Consider the following 20,932-nt stretch of genomic DNA (forward strand, 5'->3'; position numbering starts at 1 on the left):
GGCTATCCCTGAAAGTAGGGCTTATTCTTCGGTCGCTGACGGAAGTGGAGCCATCGTGTGGGTGCGAGTATGTCGTCAGGAGTCGGGGCAAATCGCGCGCTGTTCCACGCTGCTTACGAAAGCATACGCTCCTGCATACCGGCGGGTAACACAATCCGAACACAGATCCTGGTTTGCTATCTGTTAATGAGTGCCATCACGGCGGCTCTCGGATTCTACGCCATGCAAAGCATCAAGCACGCTGGCGGTCTTGTTGCCAAAACATTCGACGAATCTCTGATGTCGATCAACTACGCACGGGCAGCGGCCGCAGACTTCTCTAAAATGCGCGCAGTCGCCTCCCGGCGACTGGGGATTCTCGACCTTCAGGCGCGCACCGAGCTTGATAAAAAAATTACCAGGCTTGAAAGTACCTTTTACGACGATCTGAATATCGCCGCCGAACGGTCTCAGTCCCCCGGCGCGACTGATGCGGTCACAAAGGTACGCAAAGCAGTCAGTGAATGGGCCACGCTGTATAGCAACGGCGGCAAAGTACCTGATGTGAATAACCGCGCCATCTATGTCGACCGCCTGGATGGCTACGCGAAGACCGTTGACCAGCAGATTGATCTTTTGATCAACCACACTGCTGGCGACGGCTTTTTGTTCCGCCAACGAGCTCTGTCCGCGATTGATCGTGACTTGCATTTCAATCTCGGCGCTATCGCCATCGCGCTTCTTCTCTCCGGATTCGTCACTTGGCTGTTAAGCCGCCGTATTATTGGGCAGGTTGCTGTTGCCTCCAAAGCCGCACGAAGCATCGCGGCGGGCGAGCTCGATGTTAACATCCCCAGGGGAGGAGCCGACGAACTCGGTACGTTAATCGCCGCGATGAGCGTGATGCGAAATAATATTAAAGATATGGTTGGGCGTGAAATCGCTCAGCGGAGGTCCGCACAAGCGCGTTTGACCGATGCGCTTGAAAATTCCCGCGAAGGCGTCGTTCTTCTTCATCCTGACGGAAAGATCGCGCTGGCCAACTCCCGCTCAAGCGAATTTCTTGCCAGTGCACCGGAGCTTCTCCGGTTCGACTCGCTAGACACATTCAAGATTGCGTTTCCCTCAACTGGCCCGGCGCTCCTCGCGAACGACGACCTCACAGGCGAAGCGTGTTTACCGGACGGTCGGTGGCTGCGCGTCAGCCGTAGCAAGACCCAGGAAGGCGGCGAGATCGTAGTTTTCAGCGACATCACAGCCTTAAAGAGGCAGGAAGAGCAACTCTACGAGACCAACCGAAGACTCGATGCCGCTCTCGACAACATGTCGCAGGGTTTGTGTCTGTATGACAACGATGGTTGCCTGCAAGTCGTCAACCGCCGTTTCTGCGAGATTTTCCGCATTCCTTCCGGCCATGTCCGCGCTGGCATGCAGTTCGAATCTGTTCTGAAGCTGAGCATCATGGCAGGAAATCACGCGGGTCAGACCCTCGATGAACTCGTGGAGTCGTCCATATCGCGCTCGGAGATCGGAAGCTATTTTCAGAGTTTAAGCGATGGTCGCATTATTCGTATCGACCGCCGTTCGACCTCCGATGGCGGATGGCTGGAAACTTGCGAAGACGTCACCGAGCAGCAGCGGGCGGAGACTCAGATCGCTTTTATGGCCCGTCACGATGCCCTCACCCACCTCCCGAATCGTCTGCTGCTGGCGGAGCGTATCGAACAAGCTGTTGCCCAAGCCGGACGCGGAGCTGGATTCAGCGTTCTATGTTTGGACCTCGACAACTTCAAACAGGTCAACGACACACTCGGACATCCGATCGGCGACGAGCTGCTTTGTGCAGTCGCCGACAGGCTGCTCGCCTGTGTCCGGGAGATCGATACCGTCGCTCGTTTGGGCGGCGATGAGTTTGCCATCATCCAAGCAGGCACGCGAGACTCTAACGATGTGGAGCGACTTGCACGACGTATCGTTGAATGCATCGGACAGTCTTATGAATTCAACGGACAACGGATTGTCATCGGCTGTAGTATCGGTATCTCGCTGGCTCCTCACGATGGCTCGAATGGCGAAAAGCTCCTGAAGAATGCAGACTTGGCGTTGTATCGTGCCAAGGCTGAAGGTAGCGGCGTCTGGCGGTTCTTTGAAACTGAGATGGACGAAAGTCTACAGAAACGCCGCGCTCTCGAACTCGATCTTCGGGACGCGATGACGAATGGCCAGTTTGAGTTGGTCTATCAGCCAATCTACAATCTCAAACTTGAAAAGATTTGCCGGTTCGAAGCTCTGCTGCGGTGGCGTCACCCGCAGCTCGGCCTCGTGTCTCCCGAAAAGTTCATCCCTGTGGCCGAGGAGATTGGTCTCATTATTCGGCTCGGCGAATGGGTGATTGATCAGGCTTGCCAACAAGCTGCATCCTGGCCAGACGACATCAAGGTCTCAGTGAATGTCTCTTCCGTGCAATTCCGTAGCCCGCGCCTCGTCGAGGCTTTCTCATCGGCGCTGATGCACTCGCGGCTACCAGCCGGACGCCTGGAGATCGAGATCACCGAGTCGGTGCTTCTTACGAATAGCACGGAAACCATGGCGACCCTGCACAAGCTCCGGTCGCTTGGCTTGCGGATCGCAATTGACGATTTCGGGACGGGATATTCTTCTTTGAGCTACCTGCAGAGTTTTCCCTTCGATAAGCTCAAGATTGATCAATCGTTCGTCCATGACTTGACCTCGACAGAAGGGTCGAAGCTGATCGTTCGCGCTATCGTGAGCCTTGGAAAAAGCCTCGGCATGCAAATCACTGCCGAAGGCGTGGAGAACATCGCCCAGTTTGATCAGGCTGCCGCTGAAGGCTGCGATGAAGTGCAAGGCTTTTTCCTCAGCAAACCGGTATCGGCGCCCCAAGTCTCATCCGTGATTCGCAAATTTGAGAGGCGTCGTGGTACTTCGCGTTCATCCCGGAAGCTCGGCAAGCTCACGACTGCAAGTGGCTTTTCACGCTGATTGCGTAGCTTGAAACGAAACGATGCTCCCGAAGATATGGGGCCGGTAGGCCGTCTTGGATCTGCGGACGTTAAGCTGACTCGAACCGCGGCGGTCTTTCGCTCAACCGGTTCCGTTCTCGCAAATCAGGCCTTGAGTCCTGTTCCGCCCCGAGCAAAGCGCTTGCGGATACGTGACAGCAATCCGTCGCAGACGTCGCGATAGGCCTGCAGACGCTGCTCGCGGCTGCCTTCGATGCTGGTGGGATCCGGCGTCGGCCAGTATTCGACATCGGCTGCAATCGTCCGCGTCAATTCCAGCGCCTTGTGATGGGCTTCCGGTGACAGCGTGATGATGAGATCGAAGTTGAGACCTTCCCAGTCCTCGACTTCTTCGAACGTCATCGGCCGGTGCTTCGCGATATCCTGGCCCAGTTCGGCCATCACGGCGACGGCGAACGGATCGAGTTCACCGGTCCGGACACCGGCGGATCGTACATAGAGCGTTCGCGGAAACATGTGCTGCAACAGGCTCGCCGCCATCGGCGAGCGCACGCTGTTATGCGCGCAGGCGAACAGCACCGACTGGGGATTGTCCACGCGCGCCGGCGCGGCCATGCGCTCAGGCCACTTTCGTTTCGCGCGCGCCCTCCGCGCAACCATCACGCAGGTATCGCGACAGCGACAGATGTTCCGCCATTCGGATCATGCGCCACCCTTCCAATGCAAGACGGAGATCAGCGTGAACAGCCGCCGCGCGGTCTCGAAATCGACGCGGACCTTGCCGCTCAGTCGCTCCTGAAGCGTGCGTGAACCTTCGTCGTGAACACCGCGCCGGCCCATGTCGATGGCTTCGATCTTGTCCGACGTCGCGGTGCGGATCGCCTGATAATAGCTATCGCAGATCATAAAGTAGTCTTTCACGATCCGACGAAACGGGGTCAGGGACAACAGGTGCGTCACCACCGGCGCGCCGTCTTCGCGCCTGATATCGAACATCAGGCGGTTGCCGGTGATCGCGATGTGCAGCGTGAACGGGCCACCTTCCGCGCCTTCCGGCGCGAACAGGTTCTTCTCGACGAGATCGTAGATCGCGATCGCCCGCTCGTGTTCGATATCCGGCCCGGAACGCCCAATCGAATCCTCATCGAGCGTGACCGCCACGATACAATTGCGAGAATCATCCTGGGGTGAGTCCTGGCTCATCGCCTGCTGGTCCAATTCCAACATTCGCATCCCGTTTCGGCGCGGTGAGAGGCGGATGTCAAATTCGCTCCACTAGTTGAGACGCACTCCGACCGAGCGGGCGTGGGCGTCAAGGCCCTCGGCCTTGCCCAGGGTCATCGCCGCCGGCCCCAGCGCCCGCAACTGGTCCGGTCCGCATTTCAGGATTGACGTTCGCTTCATGAAGTCAAGCACGCCAAGGCCCGATGAGAACCGCGCCGAGCGTGCCGTCGGCAGCACATGGTTGGAGCCGCCGACATAATCGCCAATCGCCTCCGGCGTGTGGGGGCCGAGAAAGATCGCGCCAGCATTTCGGATCCGCGCGGCGAGGCTTTCAGGGTCGACTGTCATGATCTCCAGATGCTCCGCGGCAATGGCATCCGCCAGCGTCACCGCTTCATCGAGGCTCTTTACCAGAATGATGGCGCCGTAATTGGTCCATGAGGCGCGCGCGATGTCCGCCCTCGGCAATGTTGCAAGTTGCGCCTCCACGGCGCGCTCGACGTCGGCGGCAAGCGTCTCGCTGTCGGTGATCAGGATCGACTGCGCATTGGCATCGTGCTCCGCCTGCGCCAGCAAGTCAGCGGCGATCCAGTTCGCATTACCGGTGTCGTCGGCGATGACAAGAACTTCCGAGGGACCAGCGATCATGTCGATGCCGACCCTGCCGAATACCTGGCGCTTCGCGGCGGCGACATAGGCGTTGCCCGGTCCCACGATTTTGGCTACCGGCGCGATGGTCGCGGTGCCGTAGGCGAGAGCAGCGACCGCCTGCGCGCCGCCGACGCGATAGATTTCGGAGACACCGCCAAGCCGCGCCGCCGCCAGCACCAGTGGATTGATCTTGCCCTCTGGCGAGGGCACGACCATGACAACGCGGGCGACACCGGCGACCCTGGCCGGCACCGCGTTCATCAGCACCGACGACGGATACGCCGCGGAGCCGCCCGGGACGTAAAGTCCGACCGCCTCGATCGCAGTCCAGCGCGAGCCGAGCTCGACGCCGAGCGCGTCGGTGAAATGGTCGTCCTTCGGCAGTTGGCGGCGATGAAAAATCTCGATCCGATCGCGCGCCAGTTTCAGCGCGTCCAGCGTCGCCGTGTCGCAAGCCTCCGCGGCGGCGTCGATCTCGGCGGCCGTGAAGCGGAGTCCTGCGGCATCAATGGAAAGCCGGTCGAACCTGCGGGTCGCCTCGATCAGCGCCGCATCGCCGCGTGCCGCCACGTCATCGACGATCACACGAGTGGCCGCCTCGATATCGGCCGAGACCTCGCGCTTGGTCGCGAGAAACGCCCTGAAGCGCGAGGCAAAATCGGCGCTGCGGCTATCGATACGGATCGGCATGGGAATGTTTCCGGCAAGATCTATAGCGTTTTCAAGCGAAGTGGGCACCGGTTCGCATGAAGAAAACGTGTCAAATCAAAATCATAGAGCCCCGCTTCCGATTCCATCAGAAGCGGAAAGGCTCTCATGGAGCGAACCCGCTCTCGGGTACAGCGCTCAATGGCGCGGCCTCAAATCGCCGTCAACCCTTCGAGACACCTGACGCCTGATTCAGCGTTAAAAACTGACTTGTCTTCATCCTTGATCGAGGATGATCGTGCCCGAAACCGGTTGGCACGAGCCCGCTCCGGCGGCGCGAAGCTAGCGGGAACGGTAAAAATCGGATCACCGTTCGCTGATCCGCTCGATCGAAGCCCCGCACGCCGACAGTTTTTTCTCAAGCTGCTCGAAACCGCGGTCGAGGTGGTAGACGCGGTTGACCACGGTCTCCCCTTCGGCGGCAAGTCCCGCAATCACCAGCGACACCGAGGCTCGCAAATCCGTCGCCATGACCGGCGCTCCGCGCAGCGTTCCAATGCCATCGATGGTGGCTGTTTCGCCGTCCAGATGAATGCGTGCGCCGAACCGTGCCAGCTCCTGCACGTGCATGAAGCGGTTTTCGAAGATTGTCTCGGTGATATGGGACGCCCCCTTGGCGCGCGTCATCAACGCCATGAGTTGTGCCTGAAGGTCGGTCGGAAATCCCGGAAACGGCGCGGTGGAGACCGTGACCGGATTGATGCCGACGCCGTTGCGTGCGACCCGAATACCCTCATTGTTCGGCGTGATGACAACGCCCGCATCGGTCAGCACATCGAGCGCCGACTGCAACAGCTCCGGCCGCGCGCCGCGCAGCAGCACCTCGCCGCCGGTCATCGCCACCGCCATCGCATAAGTGCCGGTCTCGATCCGGTCGGGCAGCACGGTGTGCCGTGCGCCAGCCAGCCTGCCGACGCCCTCGATGACGATCCGCGGCGTGCCCGCCCCGGAAATGCGCGCGCCCATTTTATTGAGACAATCCGCGACGTCGGCGATTTCCGGCTCGCAGGCCGCGTTGGTGATGATGGTGGTGCCGTTCGCCAGCGTTGCCGCCATCAACGCAACATGGGTACCGCTTACGGTCACCTTGGGAAATTCCACTTCGGCGCCCGTCAGGCCGCCGGGCGCGCTGGCGATCACATAGCCGCCGTCGATCGCAATCCTGGCGCCCAGTTTTTCCAGCGCCATGATCAGGAGATCGACCGGACGGGTGCCGATGGCGCAACCGCCGGGCAATGACACCCGGGCCTCATGCATCCGTGCTAGGAGCGGCGCAATCACCCAGAAGCTGGCCCGCATCCTCGAGACCAGTTCGTACGGCGCGGTGGTGTCGATGACGTTCGCGGCCGAAATGTGCAGGGTCTGTCCCTGATATTCGTGATCGCCCGAGCGCTTGCCCGCCGACATGATGTCGACGCCGTGGTTTCCGAGGATACGCTGCAACTGCGCAACGTCCGCAAGCCGCGGCACGTTGTCGAGGATCAGCGTCTCCTCGGTCAGCAGCGCGGCGATCATCAAAGGCAGCGCCGCGTTCTTTGCGCCAGAAATCGGAATGGTGCCGTTGAGCTTGTTGCCACCGACGATGCGAATGCGATCCATACCCATTTCCGTTTCTATGGATGAAGTAGAAGAGAAATCGCCCGCGCTCGAAAGCTTCGCAAATCAGGGCGTTGAGAGGAGCTTACAACCTGTCGGCCGGATGATTTCCTGATGATTTATAGCGTTTTCGAGCAAAGTAGATACCGGTTCGCGTGAAGAAAACGCGTCAAAACAACAAAGCTTCGTTTCTGATTCAGTCAGAAGCAAAAAAATAGACTAGCTAGAACATCGCGCGGCAAGCGCCATCATCTCTTCGCGCCTGTCGCGCACCGAAGAGAGCGAGTGGCTTCGGCATCATTCGTCCCGACACTCCGGTTCAGGATCTTCCGCGGAAGCGGCTTGATCGGCTCGTCCGCGGGATTGCGATTTACGCCGTTTGAGGTTTTCGCGCAGCGCCGCCCTCAGCCGCATCCGACGTTTTCCATTCTCCGCGTCGCGGTCGGTGTCGCGGTTGTCGATCATGGTGTTCCGCTCGGGAGTCCGGATGCGCCCGATCCTCGATCTGGGAGGAGCAGGCGAATTCAACATACATGCCCCGGCGCGGCTGCCGCAACCAAGCCTTCCACAGGCGCGGTTCGTCCGCCTCGATAGCGATCGCCCTGGCCCGCCCGATTCGCAGCAACGCAGCCGCCTCGGCTTGCGCGCCCTACAGCCTTGTGGCAAGGATCGGCCCGCCTTGTCGGCCATAGGCTGATTCCGCGTTGGGGCTTGCTGCCGTAGCTCAGTGGTAGAGCACTCCATTGGTAATGGAGAGGTCGACAGTTCAATCCTGTCTGGCAGCACCATTCCTTCCTTGAAGAGCGCGAACGATCCTCAAGTAGCGCGAATCGAAAGGTGATTCGCAGAGTTGCGGCTCCGAGACCGCCCGAGGAAGCTTCAGCAGCCGTGTTGCTTGCCCAAAATTGGCGGGAAGGCACGGGAATTAAGGCTCCATTTAGCTTTTATTAGGGCGGCATTAAGCTTACAAGGTCCGATGCCCTCTTGCTGCCCCCTCAACGGATTGCGAACGTTTCAGAGTGTGGCGTCTCAGTGACAGCTTTTTTCGGCAAATCGATCTAGGGTCCAAATGACGGGGCCGACGAACGGCTGCTCGGAACTTGAATTCCTGGAGAACACAATGAAAAAGATTCTGCTCGCTTCTGTAGCCTTCCTCGGTATGGCCGCGATCGTGCCAGCACAAGCCGCCGATCTTGCGGCGCGTCCCTACACCAAGGCACCGGCCTACACGCCCGCGCCGATCTATAACTGGACCGGTTTCTACATCGGTGGTCACATCGGCGGCGCTTTCGGTGGCAGCAATAACGTCCTTGCACCGGGCTTTATCAACAACAACAACGACGGCCGGTTCATGGGTGGTGGTCAGATCGGCTACGACACGCAGTTCTCCCCTAACTGGGTGTTCGGTATCGAAGCCAACTACAGCTTCCTCGACACCGGTAGCAATTTCGCCAACCGTGGCCTCGGATCGGTCACCGGCCGGCTCGGCTACACCTGGGGTCCGGCGCTGCTGTACGTCAAGGGCGGCTACGGCTGGGCTGACTCGCGCTTCACCAACGGCTTTGCCGGCACCGGCGGCCGCGACGGATACACTGTCGGCGGTGGTCTGGAATACCTGTTCACCCAGAATTGGTCGGGCAAGGTCGAATACCAATACTACGATTTTGGCAATGTGAATTTCATCGGTCCGGTCGGAGCTTTTGGCACCTTCCGCAACGACCAGCACACCATCAAGGTCGGCCTGAACTATCGTTTCAACTGGGGTGCTCCGATGGGCGCTCCGCTTGCTCCGGGATACTGATCACTTCCGAACCTCACGGTTCTGAAATAGAGAAGGGCCGGCATCTGATGCCGGCCCTTCTTGCTTTGGGGCTTTTCGCGGCTTGAGTCGTTCGCGATTCGCCATGCACATGGTATCTCTGCCAGGCGGTAGGCCGGTTCAAAACCTGATTCCGCATGACGAGACACACGGGAATAACGCCATGGACTCAGCCTCGGTTTCGTTCGACAGCACCCATGATTCGGTCGCGCGCACACGCCACGATTGGACGCGGCTCGAAGCCGAGACACTTTATAACCTCCCGTTCCCGGATCTGCTTTTTCAGGCGCAGACCATCCATCGCCGCAATTTCGATCCCAATCACGTCGAGACCGCGAGCCTGCTCAGCATCAAGACCGGCGGCTGCCCGGAAGACTGCGGATACTGTGCGCAAAGCGCGCATTACGACGCCGGGGTCAAAGCCACGAAGCTGATGGACAGGGAAGCGGTCATTGACACCGCCCGGCGGGCAAAGGATGCCGGCGCCGGCCGGTTCTGCATGGCGGCGGCCTGGCGCAATCCGAAGGACAGGGATCTCGATCGGATCTGTGACATGGTCAGCGCCGTCAAGGAACTGGGCATGGAGACCTGCGCGACGCTGGGGATGCTCACGCCCGAGCAGGCCCGGCGGCTGCAGAAGGCCGGACTCGATTTCTACAACCACAATGTCGATACTTCCCCCGAATTCTACGGCCAGATTATCACCACCCGCACCATGCAGGACCGTATCGACACGCTCGCCCATGCACGCGAGGCCGGGCTGAAGCTCTGCTGCGGCGGTATCATCGGCATGGGAGAGCAGGTCGGCGACCGCCTCGGCATGTTGATGCTGCTGGCCAATCTCCCGGCGCATCCGGAAAGCGTTCCTATCAACATGTGGAACGAGGTCCAGGGGGTGCCGGTCAACGCCACGGCCGAGCGACCGGATCCTATCGCGCTGGTCCGCATGATCGCGGTGGCGCGGATCATGATGCCGAAGAGCGTGGTAAGGCTGTCAGCGGGCCGGCAATACATGACCGATGAACTGCAATCGCTGTGCTTCGTGGCCGGCGCCAACTCCATTTTCATAGGCGACCTTTTGCTCACCACGAAGAATCCGCAGACCGTGCGCGACGCGGCATTGCTCGACCGCCTCGGCATGAGGTCGCCGCTGGACAGTGCGAAAGCGCCTGCCGTCGCGCTGATCTGACCGGGAGAATTACCTCGGTTGCGGCGTAACGAGGGGTCATCAGCTTGCTCGCATGACGCGAGCGGGCAGCCGGTTGCAGGGCCGCTTTGTTCCAGCGCAAAATTAATGGCGATTTTTAACCCTCAAGCCGGCGCTTTTGCGGATTCGGCTCGACAGCCCCGCTGGAAAGGCTCTAAAAAGGTTCTGATCGGTCCGGCGTACCGGGCTTTTATCCGGATGTTGTCATGGATTATAGCAAGTTCTTCAGTAACGCGCTGGATCGCCTTCATGACGAGCGGCGCTACCGTGTTTTCGCCGATCTTGAGCGCATCGCCGGTCGGTTCCCCTATGCCACCTTGCACACGCCCAAGGGGCCGCGCAACGTCATCATCTGGTGTTCGAACGACTATCTCGGCATGGGTCAGCACCCGAAGGTGGTCGGCGCCATGGTCGAGACCGCGACCCGTATCGGCACCGGCGCCGGAGGCACCCGCAATATCGCTGGAAACCATCATCCTCTGGTCCAGCTCGAACAGGAGCTTGCCGATCTGCACGGCAAGCCGGCGGCGCTCGTGTTCACGTCCGGTTATGTCTCCAATCAGACCGGTATTTCGACCCTCGCAAAGCTGATTCCGAACTGCCTGATCCTCTCTGACGCGCTCAACCACAATTCGATGATCGAAGGCATCCGCCAGTCCGGCTGTGAACGTGTGGTTTTCCGCCACAACGACCTTGCCCATCTCGAGGAGCTGCTTCGCGCCGCCGCCCCAGATCGTCCCAAGCTGATCGCCTGCGAAAGCCTGTATTCGATGGATGGCGATGTCGCGCCGCTTTCGAAGATCTGCGACCTCGCCGAACGCTACGACGCCATGACTTATGTTGACGAAGTGCACGCCGTCGGCATGTATGGTCCGCGCGGCGGCGGCATCGCGGAGCGCGAAGGCGTCATGCACCGCATCGACGTCCTCGAAGGCACGCTCGCCAAGGCCTTCGGCTGCCTCGGCGGCTACATCGCCGGCAATTCCGAGATCATCGACGCCGTGCGCTCTTATGCGCCGGGCTTCATCTTTACCACCTCATTGCCGCCCGCGATCTGCTCCGCGGCGACCGCCGCGATCCGACATCTCAAATCATCAACCTGGGAACGCGAACGCCATCAAGAGCGGGCCGCGCGAACCAAGGCGAGCCTGATCGCGGCAGGTCTGCCGGTGATGGTCAGTTCGACGCATATCGTTCCGATTTTCGTCGGCGATCCCGAGCGCTGCAAGCAGGCCTGCGATATGTTGCTGCACGACCACAACATCTATATCCAGCCAATCAACTATCCGACCGTTGCCAAGGGAATGGAGCGGTTACGAATCACGCCGTCGCCGTACCACGACGACGCGCTGATCGATCAGTTGGCCGAAGCGCTGCTTCAGGTGTGGGAGCGTCTCGGTCTGCCGCTGCAGGCGAAATCCATGGCAGCCGAGTAACGACCTGTCGGAACGTTTTCGCGTTTAACGGAAACACAAACGCGTTCTCGTTCGAGGTGAGGTTTTTTTCCGCGTGAACCGCTGCCCCTCCTCCGCTAAGCGGAGGAACTGATCAGCTGGAAACTATCCAGCTGAGGGGGTGCGATTGCCGCGAAGTTTTTCCAAGCAAAACCCGCCTTAGTAGCGGAAGGGCTAATATAGCATTTTCGAGCGAAGTGGGCACCGGTTCGCGTGAAGAAAACGCGTTAAATCAAGATTATAGAGCCCCGCTTCTGATTCCGTCAGAAGCGGAGGGCTCTAGGACGCGGAAAGCTGCCGCCGTGAACTCGCCTCCGAGAACACAATCCGAATCAGATCGGCAGTGTTTTTCGCCCCGAGCTTGTCCATGATCCGCGCGCGATGAACCTCGACGGTGCGCGGACTGATGCCAAGTCTCCTCCCCGCTTCCTTGTTCGAAGCACCCCTGGCCACCTGGGACAGAACCTCGCGCTCTCGGCAGGTCAACAGATGGCAGCCGGGAAAATTGGCGAGGCCGCCGTTCTCGCTCCCACGCGTCTCTCGCCAAACCTTCACCGCGGCACGAACACGGTCGACGATGGCATCGGAGAAAAACGGCTTCTCCAGGAAGTCGAGCGCGCCATGCTTCATGGCTTCGACAGCCATTGCAATGTCGGCTGCGCCCGAGATCACAAGGATAGGCGAGGCAACTTTTTCGGCGGCGAGCCTGCGTAGGATTTGAAATCCCGATTCGCCGGGAAGATCCAGGTCGAGAATGACACAGGCGGGAGATGCGCTGCGAATCTCCTCAAGAAACGAAGCGCCGTCGCCAAAGCCTTGCGCGGCATACCCCTCGATTTTCAAAAGGAGAACCAGCGTTTCACGTACCGACGAATCATCGTCGACGACGAAAACCGGGACATCCGACACAAAAGGCAAAAGCTTTCCCATCCGCGGCTTCCTCACGAGCGAAAGGCGAGTTACCACAACTTATACGTGTATAATCTGATTCGTGCGGGGTCCGCAATCATCTCGGCAGAGTGGTCCGCGAGGCAGTTTGATTTGATGGTGAGAGCAGCAGCCATCAGGGGCTTCAAGGGCAAGCCCTGCGACACACAATATGGCACGACAGGCGTGATCGCCGCCGCCGCCATCAAATGCCTTCAGCTGACCCGGGCATCAGATTCCTGACGTATCGCGCTGGACGCGGCTCGCCATCTCGATCAGCCGCCGCCAGGCACGCTCGACGAATGACATCAAGCGGCCCATATCGCGATCGCTCGGGAGTGGAATCTCAATGCTGTTGCGGTTGACGTCCGCGGATTTCGGTCCGTCAGCCTTTGGCGCAGCCGGCCCCGGCTCACCCGACCCCTGTTGTTGAGGCAATTCTTTCTGAATCTTGTCGGCCGGCTCGCGCGCGGCGAGCTGCGCCTTCAATTTTTCGTTCTCCGCCTGCAACCGGCCGATTTCCTTATCCAGCGCGGCATGCTCTTCAGGCAATACGTAGCACGCCCAACCCGAGCCCTTGTTCTCGCAATGGGAAACCACGCCGGTAAGCCTATCCAGCCTGACAAAGCCGCCGCTCATCGGCACGAGCGTATAGCGTCCTTTCTCAGCCTCCTGCGCAAGCGCCGGAACAACCAGGCAAAAGAGCATCGCGGTGATCGCGGAAATCCGCAACAGTCTGAACGGTATCGCCGCGTACATGCTCTGCTCCGTCGAGACCGAATTCGCTTCACCCGAGCGGGCGCTCTGTCATCGACCTATAGCGCCGACCACCCGATTTCAACGCGTCGGCAGTCCGTTTCGGGTCCACGTCCACCCTCAACTATCCTGCCGCTGCGGCGCGTCAGACGACCCTCCAGATACCCCAAGTCGCCAGCTTTCTTGCGTTGCGAGCGCGCCCGCAACGCTTAGCCAGCCCGCCGCCTTTCGCGAAGACCGCTTTTGCAGCGCGGCAACTAAGCGCAGCCGCTTTGATTTTCTAGAATAAAGCCAGCTAATTCAACGCTATAGTCCACAGCGACACAATCTTGACTTGACCTTGGGCCGTCAGTATGGTCCGCGCGGCTTCTGAGGGTAACGGGCGTAATTTCCTGAAGATCGCGGCGTTGTGTCGGGTGTCGAGAGCATGGCTGACGGCACGGACAAAAACAGCAGCGGGCACGGAGATCGCGAGCATTCGGCTCCCGACGAAGCTGCGCTTTCCGAAAGGCTCGGAAATCTCGATCAACGGCTGTCCAAGCTTCGTGGGCACCGCAAGAACGAGACTGACCAATCCGGTGATGGAAGCGGGGACGGAGCTGCCAGGGCCTCGGCAATGGCGCGTGGTTTCCGCCTATCCTCCGAATTGATCGCGGGCGTTGCTGTCGGGGCGTTGATAGGCTGGGGATTCGACCGCTTGCTGTCGACCTCGCCCTGGGGGCTGATTGTGTTTTTCCTGCTTGGCTTCGCAGCCGGCGTGATCAACGTGATGCGGTCGGCGGGCGTGATTCCCGAGCAGACAGACCGATGACGGATGGCCGTCTGGACGATTGAGTTGCTTGAACGCCGGCCTGCCGGCAGACTGAAAGTTGCACGCGGATGATGGACCCGATCCACCAGTTCAACATCGAGAAGATTTTCACGATCGGCCATATCGGCGGCCAGGAAATCGCCTTCACCAATTCCTCCGCCTACATGCTGCTCGCCGTCGTGCTGACATCGCTTTTGATGCTGGGCACCGGTCGCAAGCTCGTGCCCGGGCGCATGCAATCGATCGCCGAGATCAGCTACGAGTTCGTCGCCGACACCATACGCACCACCGCCGGCAAGGACGGCATGAAGTTCTTTCCCTTCGTGTTCTCAATCTTCATGCTGGTGACCGTCTCAAACCTCGTCGGCATCATTCCCTACACCTTCACGATCTCGAGCCACATCATCATCACGGCCGGCCTGGCTTTCCTCGTCTTCTTCACGGTGCTGATCTACGGCTTCTACAAGAACGGCCTGAGATTCTTCAAACTATTCGTGCCGTCGGGCATTCCGGTCGCGATCCTGCCGCTGGTGGTGGCGATCGAGATCATCTCGTTCTTGTCGCGGCCGGTCTCGCACAGCGTGCGTCTGTTCGCCAACATGCTGGCGGGTCACATTACGCTGAAAGTGTTCGCGAGCTTCGTCACCATGCTCGGCGCCATGGGAATCGTCGGCGTGTTCGGCGCCGTGCTGCCGCTGGCGCTGGTGGTAGCGCTCACCGCACTCGAGTTATTGGTCGCATTCCTTCAGGCCTACGTCTTCACAATTCTCACCTGCATCTACATCAACGATGCGATTCATCCCGGTCACTAAGACCGGTACACATCCCTCCAAAGTCACTCTCACAAACCTCAGCAAGGAGTTTGTTTCATGGATCCGATTGCCGCGAAGTACATTGGCGCTGGTATTGCCTGCATCGGGATGGGTGGCGCCGGCGCCGGCGTGGGCATCATCTTCGGCAACTATCTTGCCGCCGCGGTGCGCAATCCCTCGGCCGCCCAGGGCCAGTTCGGCAACCTGATCTTCGGCTTCGCGGTGACGGAAGCGCTCGGCATCTTCTCGCTGCTGATCGCCCTGTTGTTGCTGTTCGCACTTTAAGATCACTGACCGGCTGACGGGACCTGGAAAGCCGGGTCCCGATCGACCGCAAAGGAGACGCCCGTGGCTGAAAGTCATGGCAACGCACAGGGCACGACGGCCCACACCGAAGCCGACGGCGGCCACAAGGCTCCGTTCCCGCCGTTCCAGAAGGACACCTTCGCGTCCCAGCTGGTATCGCTGACGATCACGTTCGTTGCGCTCTATATGATCTCGTCGCGAGTGGCCTTGCCACGCGTCCGCCAGACCATCGATGATCGGCAGAACACGATCGAGGGCGACCTCGCGCGGGCACAAAAGCTGAAGGACGAGTCCGACGGCGCATTGAAGGCCTATGAGACCGAACTCGCGGCCGCGCGGACACGAGCGCAGGCGATCAGCAACGACACCCGCGAGAAGCTGAATGCAGCGGCAGACGCCGAACGCAGGGCGCTCGAGGAACGGTTGTCCGTCAAGCTCGCCGACGCCGAGAAGACCATTGCCTCAACGCGCGCGGCGGCGATGAGCAACGTCCGCAGCATCGCAAGCGATGCGGCAACGGCTATCGTGCAGCAACTGACCGGCGCAACGCCCGATCCCAAGCTCGTCGACGGCGCCGTCGAAGCCTCGATGAAGGGATGACGAGACCATGTTTGCCCAACCGGAAACCTGGGTTGCCATAGCCTTCCTGATCCTGATGGGCATCTTCGCCTATGTGGGAGTACACCGCACGGTGCTATCGGCGCTCGATCGTCGCAGCGCGCGCATCAAGGGCGAGCTCGACGATGCGCGTCGCCTGAAGGATGAAGCCGCGAAGCTGCTCGCCGACTACAAAGCCCGCCATGCGAGCGCCGAGCATGAAGCGCAGGAGATTATCGCCTCGGCCAAAGCCGAAGCCGAGCGCATCGCGGCCGAAGCAAAGGTCAAGATGGAAGATTTCGTCGCGCGCCGCACCAAGAGCGCGGAAGGCAAGATAGCCTCGGCAGAAGCCCAGGCTATCGCGGATGTCCGCGCCGCCGCTGCCGACGCCGCTGTCGCCGCTGCCTCCTCAATCCTGTCAAATTCGGTAAAGGGACAGCTTGCCGACGATCTGCTCGCCAAAGGCGTCAGCGAAGTTCGGACCAAGCTCAACTGAGTTCTTTCAAATGCGACGAAAGCCGGCGTGAGGTGCTCCGCCGGCTTTTTTGTTTCCCGGACTGTTACCGATGGACTGCCGAACGGTATCATCAAACGCGGAAGCGTGACCACAATCGCAACGACCGCGGCGTATTCAATATCCGCTTGCGCGAATTGCTGCCGACGGATCGCGCGCAGCGCAACCGCTGTGTCCGTTATCTCTGCGATCTCGGCCGTTTGCGATCCGAGCGTGGTTCAGGCTTCAGCGCCTGCGGATCGAATCCGACGTAAAACACGTAGCGGTCGGCGGCCGCGCTCTGCGGCGCCGGATACGAAATGTCGTCCGAAACAAAGCTGTAGGTCCCGCCTTCGTTGCCCGACAGGTTCACCGTAATCGTATAGGCCTTGGTGGCGATCGTTTTCGCGGAAACGCCATCCTCAACCACCGCGACGCGCAACGGCACCTCCACGGACGACGGTGCCCCCGCCGGCCCCACGATGACCCGCCCGCGGATACCGACCTTGATTGCGATCTGATGCGTATCGGTGTTGTAGTCGCATTCTCGCGCGGTATCGCCGATAGTCGCCTGATAGCGGACATCGGTACCACTCGCCGGCTGACCTGAGGCGCCGACCGTGTAGGTCGATGCGCCGGCACGGATGGAGACGGTCGGACAGGTAAGATCGTCGGGCACAGAAGCCACGTCGCCGGATGCCGGCGCCGCTCGCTCCGGCTGCGATTTGACGCCGAACATTTCCTTGAAACGATCCCCGAGCGACTGCGATAGCGCTGGGGAAGCGGCAACTATCCAGCAGCCTGCGACCATAGTCATCAGACGCAACGGAAAGCCAACCAAGTGCCTGACAGGAGCCGGTTCATCCACTTCGGTGGTGCCCGCAACATTAAGCATTCACGTCGTCCGTCGTTGTTTCCACGCGCGGCTTTATAACAAGCCAATGGCCGCAAGCCAAAGGTGGGGTTCGTCAGACGGAAATGACGGGCGATCTCGGACCGTCTCCGATTCTTTCGGACGGAAAATGTCTAGCCGTGGAAATCGTCGTGCAACATGCCGAACAGCAGGTGATCCTGCCAGATTCCATTGATGCAAAGATAGCGACGCGCCAACCCCTCCCGCGTGAAGCCGCACTTTTCCAGCACGCGAATGGACGGCATATTGCTGGGAATGCAGGCAGCCTCGATGCGATGCAGGTTCAGTTCGCCGAACAGGATCGGAAGCAGCACCCGCAACGCCGCGGTCATATAGCCTCGCCCCGCATAGGGCTGGCCTATCCAATATCCGATAGTGCCTGCCTGCGCGATGCCGCGACGGACATTGGCGAGCGTGACCCCACCCAACATGATGCCGTCGGATTCGCGAAACACAATGAATGGGTAGGACCTGTCGCCGGCGATATCCTCTGCGTAGCGGCGTAACCGCCGCCGAAATCCGGCGCGGGTCAGGTCGTCCGATGGCCACATCGGTTCCCATGGGGTCAGATAGGCGCGGCTGTGCTCACGAAGCTGTCTCCATTGCAAAAAATCGGACATCTCAGGCGCACGCAGCAACAGACCGTGCCCTCGCGGCACAAGCGCTGGCGCGCTGGACGGCAGACGAAATAGAGCCATGACCGTTCCTCGACCCCGAATCCCAGCCTGTGGCTAGTGGAGCAAAATTCGGGCCTTCGACTGTGCCAATCCTTCCGCAAAAGCGACCGCAGTGTCCAGCCCCCTGCCGCTGCCAAGCGCGACGACCGCGGGACGGCTGCGCGCCAGCAGGATGCGCGCCGCGTCGCGCGTTGAGTCGACGCTGACGGCATCGATCCTGGCCATCAATTCGGGAACGCCCTGGGGCCGTCCATAGACGAGCATATGCCGCGCCAATTGTTCGGCGCGGGCGCTGCAACTCTCCAAAGCCATCAGCAGGCCGGCTTTCATCTGCGCTTTCGCGCGCGCGATCTCGGCTTCCGTCAGCGTTTCCACAGCCTCGCTGATAACGTCGACGACGACTTCCATCATTTCCGGCGCGTCGCTCGGATCGGTGCCGGTGTAGAGCCCAAAGAAGCCAGTGTCGGCATAGGGTGCATGGAAGGTGTAGATTGAATAGCACAGACCGCGCTTCTCACGGACTTCCTGAAACAATCGCGAGGACATGCCCCCCCCCAGAACATTGGTGAACACCTGCAACGAGAATAGCGAGGCATCGGTCTGCGACACCCCTTCCAGCGCAAGCGTCAGATGCGCCTGCTCGAGGTCGCGATGCACCACTTTGGAGCCACCGCTGCCGAATTTCGCCGCCGGCGGCTGCGGAGCCGGCGCGGCATCCAGACTTGCAAAGCAACGCTCGACCTCGGCCACGACCGCCTTGTGCTCGATCGCACCCGCCGCCGCCACCACCATGTCCGGCCCGCGATAATGCGTTTTGAGATATCCATGCAGCATGTCGCTGTTGAACCGCTTCAGCGTCTCCGGCGTACCGAGCAGCGAACGCCCGATCGGCTGGTCCGGATAGCAGAGCTCGTTGAGATGCTCGAAAACGACGTCGTCAGGAGTGTCTTGCGCCGCACCCATTTCCTGCTCGATGACGCCTTTCTCGCATTCGAGTTCCTTCGCGTCGAAGCTCGGATTGGACAGGATATCGCTCAGCACGTCGAGCGCGAGCGGAACGTCAGCCTTCATCACCCGCGCGTAATAAGCCGTCGTCTCAACACCTGTAGCGGCATTGAGATCGCCACCGACTGCCTCGATCTCCTCGGCGATCTCTCGCGCCGAACGCCTGGTGGTTCCTTTAAATGCCATGTGCTCAAGCAAATGCGAGATGCCATGCTCGTTTGGTTTCTCGTCGCGGCCGCCAACCCCGGTCCAGACTCCGAGCGCGGCGGTTTCCAGATGCGGCATGGCATCAGTGATGACCGTGAGGCCGGAAGACAGTTTCGTCATATCGACACTCATCCGGCAACTCCGTGCTTGGCGGCGCGGCTGACGGACAGCGCGAACCGTTCGATTTCTGCCTGATCGTTGTTCACGACCGTGATCCGCTCGGGCCGAGTCATCAAGCCGTCGAGCCAGGCCGGTAATGGAGGCCGCACGCCGCAGGCGGCTTCAACCGCGTCAGGGAACTTTGCGCCATGGGCAGTCGCCAGCACGATATTGGGAACACGCGAGTCGGGCGCGTCGCGATCGGCCACTGTCAGCGCAACAGCTGTATGCGGGTCGACCAGATCTCCGGCTTCGCGCCACGCCGTGCGGATCGAGGCGGCGGTCTCTGTTTCGTCGGCGCGCCCGGCATCGAAGTCGGCGCGCATCGCGGCCAGCACCGAATCCGGCAGCGCGAAGCGACCGGATTGCTGCAGCGACGCCATCATCGCGCGCACCTGCGCGGCGTCGCGCCCCGTCGCCTCGAACAACAGCCGCTCGAAGTTCGACGACACCTGAATGTCCATCGATGGCGAGGTGGTGGCGTGAACTTCGCGCACTTCATAGATGCCGGTCTTTAGTGTACGCGGCAAGATATCGTTGATGTTGGCGGCGATACGCAACCAGCGTATCGGCAGACCCATGCGCTTTGCGACGTAGCCGGCAAAGATGTCGCCGAAGTTGCCGGTCGGCACGGTAAAATCGACGGCCCGCGCCGGCGCGCCAAGCGCGACCGCCGAGGTGAAGTAATACACCACCTGCGCAACAATTCGTGCCCAGTTGATCGAGTTGACACCGGAGAGCGACACCTCGTCCCGAAAGCGGTGGTTGTTGAACAGCCCTTTCACGATCGCCTGGCAGTCGTCGAAGGTGCCTTTGACGGCGAGTGCATGAACATTTGGCGCGGCCGTCGTCGTCATCATGCGCCGCTGCACTTCGGAGATGCGGCCGTCCGGGAACAGCACGATCAGATCGACATTGGCGCTGTTGGCGAATGCGTGGACCGCAGCGCCGCCGGTGTCACCCGAGGTTGCGACGACGATCGTGGTACGCTGGCCTCGTTGTGACAGAACATGATCCATCAACCGGGACAGCAATTGCATCGCCACGTCCTTGAACGCGAGCGTCGGACCGTGAAACAGCTCCAGCATGAACTGTTGAGGACCGATCTGATCAAGCGGCACCACCGCCGGGTGCCGGAACATCGCATAAGCCTCGTTGGCCATCCGGCCGAGATCGGCCTCGGCGATGTCTCCAGCCACGAACGGCCGGATTACCTCCACGGCCACCTCCCAGTACGGTCGGCCGAAGAAGCCTGCGATAGTGTCGGGCGTTAGCTGCGGCCAGATTTCGGGCACATAAAGGCCGCCGTCACGAGCGAGGCCAGCCAGCATCACATCGGAAAAGCCGAGTTTCTGGGTTTCCCCCCGAGTCGAAAGATAATGCGTCAAGCCGGCCTCCAACGGCGGAGTGCGTTGCCAAATATTTGATAGCGCGAGTTATCCATGTCGCCATCAGCGATAGCCGCCGCGTACCATAAAGCGTTTCGGGATGAAGAGGAAATCGAAGGGAGAGAAAAAGCCGCGCCGCCCAATGCAGCTAAACGTTGCGTTGAAGCGTTTCGCGCCTGGGGGTAACAGCGAGGACTGTTGGGATCCAGAGAGCAGCGTGGATCCAGAGGGCTGGCTGATACTTGACTTCGACGACGAG

General features: G+C 60.4%; 20 protein-coding genes and 1 tRNA gene. 10 read left to right on the plus strand and 11 right to left on the minus strand.

What is annotated here, in order from left to right; genetic code table 11:
• Nucleotides 1-186: 186 nt before the first annotated feature.
• Nucleotides 187-2,982, plus strand: a complete 2,796-nt coding sequence (locus tag AC1RT6_RS09745) for an EAL domain-containing protein (RefSeq protein WP_493029472.1) — start codon at nt 187-189, stop codon at nt 2,980-2,982.
• A gap of 125 nt (nt 2,983-3,107) precedes the next feature.
• Here the strand turns inward: AC1RT6_RS09745 and AC1RT6_RS09750 are convergent, their stop codons facing one another.
• From AC1RT6_RS09750 to AC1RT6_RS09770, 5 genes are all read right to left on the minus strand, one after another.
• Nucleotides 3,108-3,578, minus strand: coding sequence for an arsenate-mycothiol transferase ArsC (locus AC1RT6_RS09750; RefSeq protein ID WP_079445398.1), 471 nt, complete (start codon nt 3,576-3,578; stop codon nt 3,108-3,110).
• Nucleotides 3,579-3,665: 87 nt separating this feature from the next.
• Complete coding sequence (locus AC1RT6_RS09755) at nt 3,666-4,166, minus strand: UPF0262 family protein (protein WP_079445397.1); 501 nt, start codon at nt 4,164-4,166, stop codon at nt 3,666-3,668.
• Nucleotides 4,167-4,238: 72 nt separating this feature from the next.
• Nucleotides 4,239-5,528: a histidinol dehydrogenase gene (gene hisD, locus AC1RT6_RS09760; protein WP_079445396.1), complete on the minus strand. Its 1,290-nt coding sequence runs from the start codon at nt 5,526-5,528 to the stop codon at nt 4,239-4,241.
• Between the two features lie 324 nt (nt 5,529-5,852).
• Nucleotides 5,853-7,145, minus strand: a complete 1,293-nt coding sequence (gene murA / locus AC1RT6_RS09765; RefSeq protein WP_079445320.1) for a UDP-N-acetylglucosamine 1-carboxyvinyltransferase — start codon at nt 7,143-7,145, stop codon at nt 5,853-5,855.
• Between the two features lie 294 nt (nt 7,146-7,439).
• Nucleotides 7,440-7,607 (minus strand): hypothetical protein, encoded by a 168-nt coding sequence (locus AC1RT6_RS09770; protein ID WP_210189114.1) that lies wholly within the window; start codon nt 7,605-7,607, stop codon nt 7,440-7,442.
• Nucleotides 7,608-7,855: 248 nt separating this feature from the next.
• Between AC1RT6_RS09770 and AC1RT6_RS09775 the strand changes: the two genes are divergently transcribed.
• The 4 genes from AC1RT6_RS09775 (at nt 7,856) to hemA (ending at nt 11,604) form a co-directional block, all read left to right on the plus strand.
• Nucleotides 7,856-7,930: transfer RNA gene (locus tag AC1RT6_RS09775), tRNA-Thr, on the plus strand.
• Between the two features lie 332 nt (nt 7,931-8,262).
• The gene (locus AC1RT6_RS09780; protein ID WP_079445395.1) at nt 8,263-8,943 is read left to right on the plus strand and encodes an outer membrane protein; all 681 of its coding nucleotides are present in this window, start codon (nt 8,263-8,265) and stop codon (nt 8,941-8,943) included.
• 181 nt (nt 8,944-9,124) lie between these two features.
• Entirely contained in the window at nt 9,125-10,150 is a 1,026-nt protein-coding gene (gene bioB / locus AC1RT6_RS09785) for a biotin synthase BioB (RefSeq protein ID WP_472791106.1), read from the plus strand.
• Nucleotides 10,151-10,374: 224 nt separating this feature from the next.
• Nucleotides 10,375-11,604 carry a 5-aminolevulinate synthase gene (gene hemA, locus AC1RT6_RS09790; protein WP_079445317.1) on the plus strand — a complete coding sequence of 410 codons (1,230 nt, stop codon included), beginning with the start codon at nt 10,375-10,377 and terminating at the stop codon, nt 11,602-11,604.
• A 297-nt stretch (nt 11,605-11,901) separates the two neighbouring features.
• Here hemA and AC1RT6_RS09795 read toward each other — a convergent pair whose 3' ends face one another.
• On the minus strand, nt 11,902-12,552 hold the full coding sequence (locus AC1RT6_RS09795; RefSeq protein ID WP_493029473.1) for a response regulator transcription factor: 651 nt from the start codon (nt 12,550-12,552) through the stop codon (nt 11,902-11,904).
• A gap of 228 nt (nt 12,553-12,780) precedes the next feature.
• Complete coding sequence (locus AC1RT6_RS09800) at nt 12,781-13,308, minus strand: hypothetical protein (RefSeq protein WP_472791104.1); 528 nt, start codon at nt 13,306-13,308, stop codon at nt 12,781-12,783.
• A gap of 424 nt (nt 13,309-13,732) precedes the next feature.
• Here AC1RT6_RS09800 and AC1RT6_RS09805 point away from each other — a divergent pair, with 424 nt between their 5' ends.
• The 5 genes from AC1RT6_RS09805 (at nt 13,733) to AC1RT6_RS09825 (ending at nt 16,327) form a co-directional block, all read left to right on the plus strand.
• Nucleotides 13,733-14,116: an AtpZ/AtpI family protein gene (locus AC1RT6_RS09805; RefSeq protein ID WP_079445314.1), complete on the plus strand. Its 384-nt coding sequence runs from the start codon at nt 13,733-13,735 to the stop codon at nt 14,114-14,116.
• Between the two features lie 68 nt (nt 14,117-14,184).
• The gene (locus AC1RT6_RS09810; RefSeq protein ID WP_079445313.1) at nt 14,185-14,928 is read left to right on the plus strand and encodes a F0F1 ATP synthase subunit A; all 744 of its coding nucleotides are present in this window, start codon (nt 14,185-14,187) and stop codon (nt 14,926-14,928) included.
• Between the two features lie 57 nt (nt 14,929-14,985).
• On the plus strand, nt 14,986-15,213 hold the full coding sequence (locus AC1RT6_RS09815; protein WP_009796340.1) for a F0F1 ATP synthase subunit C: 228 nt from the start codon (nt 14,986-14,988) through the stop codon (nt 15,211-15,213).
• A 63-nt stretch (nt 15,214-15,276) separates the two neighbouring features.
• Nucleotides 15,277-15,834, plus strand: a complete 558-nt coding sequence (locus AC1RT6_RS09820; RefSeq protein WP_079445312.1) for a F0F1 ATP synthase subunit B family protein — start codon at nt 15,277-15,279, stop codon at nt 15,832-15,834.
• A gap of 7 nt (nt 15,835-15,841) precedes the next feature.
• Nucleotides 15,842-16,327 (plus strand): F0F1 ATP synthase subunit B family protein, encoded by a 486-nt coding sequence (locus tag AC1RT6_RS09825; RefSeq protein WP_472791103.1) that lies wholly within the window; start codon nt 15,842-15,844, stop codon nt 16,325-16,327.
• 196 nt (nt 16,328-16,523) lie between these two features.
• Here the strand turns inward: AC1RT6_RS09825 and AC1RT6_RS09830 are convergent, their stop codons facing one another.
• From AC1RT6_RS09830 to thrC, 4 genes are all read right to left on the minus strand, one after another.
• Nucleotides 16,524-17,219 carry a hypothetical protein gene (locus tag AC1RT6_RS09830; RefSeq protein WP_079445310.1) on the minus strand — a complete coding sequence of 232 codons (696 nt, stop codon included), beginning with the start codon at nt 17,217-17,219 and terminating at the stop codon, nt 16,524-16,526.
• Nucleotides 17,220-17,350: 131 nt separating this feature from the next.
• Nucleotides 17,351-17,935 (minus strand): GNAT family N-acetyltransferase, encoded by a 585-nt coding sequence (locus AC1RT6_RS09835; RefSeq protein ID WP_079445309.1) that lies wholly within the window; start codon nt 17,933-17,935, stop codon nt 17,351-17,353.
• A gap of 33 nt (nt 17,936-17,968) precedes the next feature.
• A complete protein-coding gene (locus AC1RT6_RS09840) occupies nt 17,969-19,258 on the minus strand; it encodes a M16 family metallopeptidase (protein ID WP_079445308.1) in 1,290 nt (429 codons plus the stop codon).
• Nucleotides 19,255-20,673, minus strand: a complete 1,419-nt coding sequence (gene thrC, locus AC1RT6_RS09845; protein ID WP_079445394.1) for a threonine synthase — start codon at nt 20,671-20,673, stop codon at nt 19,255-19,257. Before thrC ends, AC1RT6_RS09840 begins: the two co-directional genes overlap by 4 nt.
• Nucleotides 20,674-20,932 lie beyond the last annotated feature (259 nt).

The sequence above is a fragment of the Nitrobacter sp. MLSD-S21 genome (genome assembly GCF_058809865.1).

Excerpts from the sequence above, each read along its gene's own strand:
- AC1RT6_RS09745 (WP_493029472.1), top strand. The coding sequence starts at position 187 with ATGAGTGCCATCACGGCGGCTCTCGGATTCTACGCCATGCAAAGCATC.
- AC1RT6_RS09750 (WP_079445398.1), bottom strand. The coding sequence starts at position 3,578 with ATGGCCGCGCCGGCGCGCGTGGACAATCCCCAGTCGGTGCTGTTCGCC.
- AC1RT6_RS09755 (WP_079445397.1), bottom strand. The coding sequence starts at position 4,166 with ATGAGCCAGGACTCACCCCAGGATGATTCTCGCAATTGTATCGTGGCG.
- hisD (WP_079445396.1), bottom strand. The coding sequence starts at position 5,528 with ATGCCGATCCGTATCGATAGCCGCAGCGCCGATTTTGCCTCGCGCTTC.
- murA (WP_079445320.1), bottom strand. The coding sequence starts at position 7,145 with ATGGATCGCATTCGCATCGTCGGTGGCAACAAGCTCAACGGCACCATT.
- AC1RT6_RS09770 (WP_210189114.1), bottom strand. The coding sequence starts at position 7,607 with ATGATCGACAACCGCGACACCGACCGCGACGCGGAGAATGGAAAACGT.
- AC1RT6_RS09780 (WP_079445395.1), top strand. The coding sequence starts at position 8,263 with ATGAAAAAGATTCTGCTCGCTTCTGTAGCCTTCCTCGGTATGGCCGCG.
- bioB (WP_472791106.1), top strand. The coding sequence starts at position 9,125 with ATGGACTCAGCCTCGGTTTCGTTCGACAGCACCCATGATTCGGTCGCG.
- hemA (WP_079445317.1), top strand. The coding sequence starts at position 10,375 with ATGGATTATAGCAAGTTCTTCAGTAACGCGCTGGATCGCCTTCATGAC.
- AC1RT6_RS09795 (WP_493029473.1), bottom strand. The coding sequence starts at position 12,552 with ATGGGAAAGCTTTTGCCTTTTGTGTCGGATGTCCCGGTTTTCGTCGTC.
- AC1RT6_RS09800 (WP_472791104.1), bottom strand. The coding sequence starts at position 13,308 with ATGTACGCGGCGATACCGTTCAGACTGTTGCGGATTTCCGCGATCACC.
- AC1RT6_RS09805 (WP_079445314.1), top strand. The coding sequence starts at position 13,733 with ATGGCTGACGGCACGGACAAAAACAGCAGCGGGCACGGAGATCGCGAG.
- AC1RT6_RS09810 (WP_079445313.1), top strand. The coding sequence starts at position 14,185 with ATGATGGACCCGATCCACCAGTTCAACATCGAGAAGATTTTCACGATC.
- AC1RT6_RS09815 (WP_009796340.1), top strand. The coding sequence starts at position 14,986 with ATGGATCCGATTGCCGCGAAGTACATTGGCGCTGGTATTGCCTGCATC.
- AC1RT6_RS09825 (WP_472791103.1), top strand. The coding sequence starts at position 15,842 with ATGTTTGCCCAACCGGAAACCTGGGTTGCCATAGCCTTCCTGATCCTG.
- AC1RT6_RS09830 (WP_079445310.1), bottom strand. The coding sequence starts at position 17,219 with ATGCTTAATGTTGCGGGCACCACCGAAGTGGATGAACCGGCTCCTGTC.
- AC1RT6_RS09835 (WP_079445309.1), bottom strand. The coding sequence starts at position 17,935 with ATGGCTCTATTTCGTCTGCCGTCCAGCGCGCCAGCGCTTGTGCCGCGA.
- AC1RT6_RS09840 (WP_079445308.1), bottom strand. The coding sequence starts at position 19,258 with ATGAGTGTCGATATGACGAAACTGTCTTCCGGCCTCACGGTCATCACT.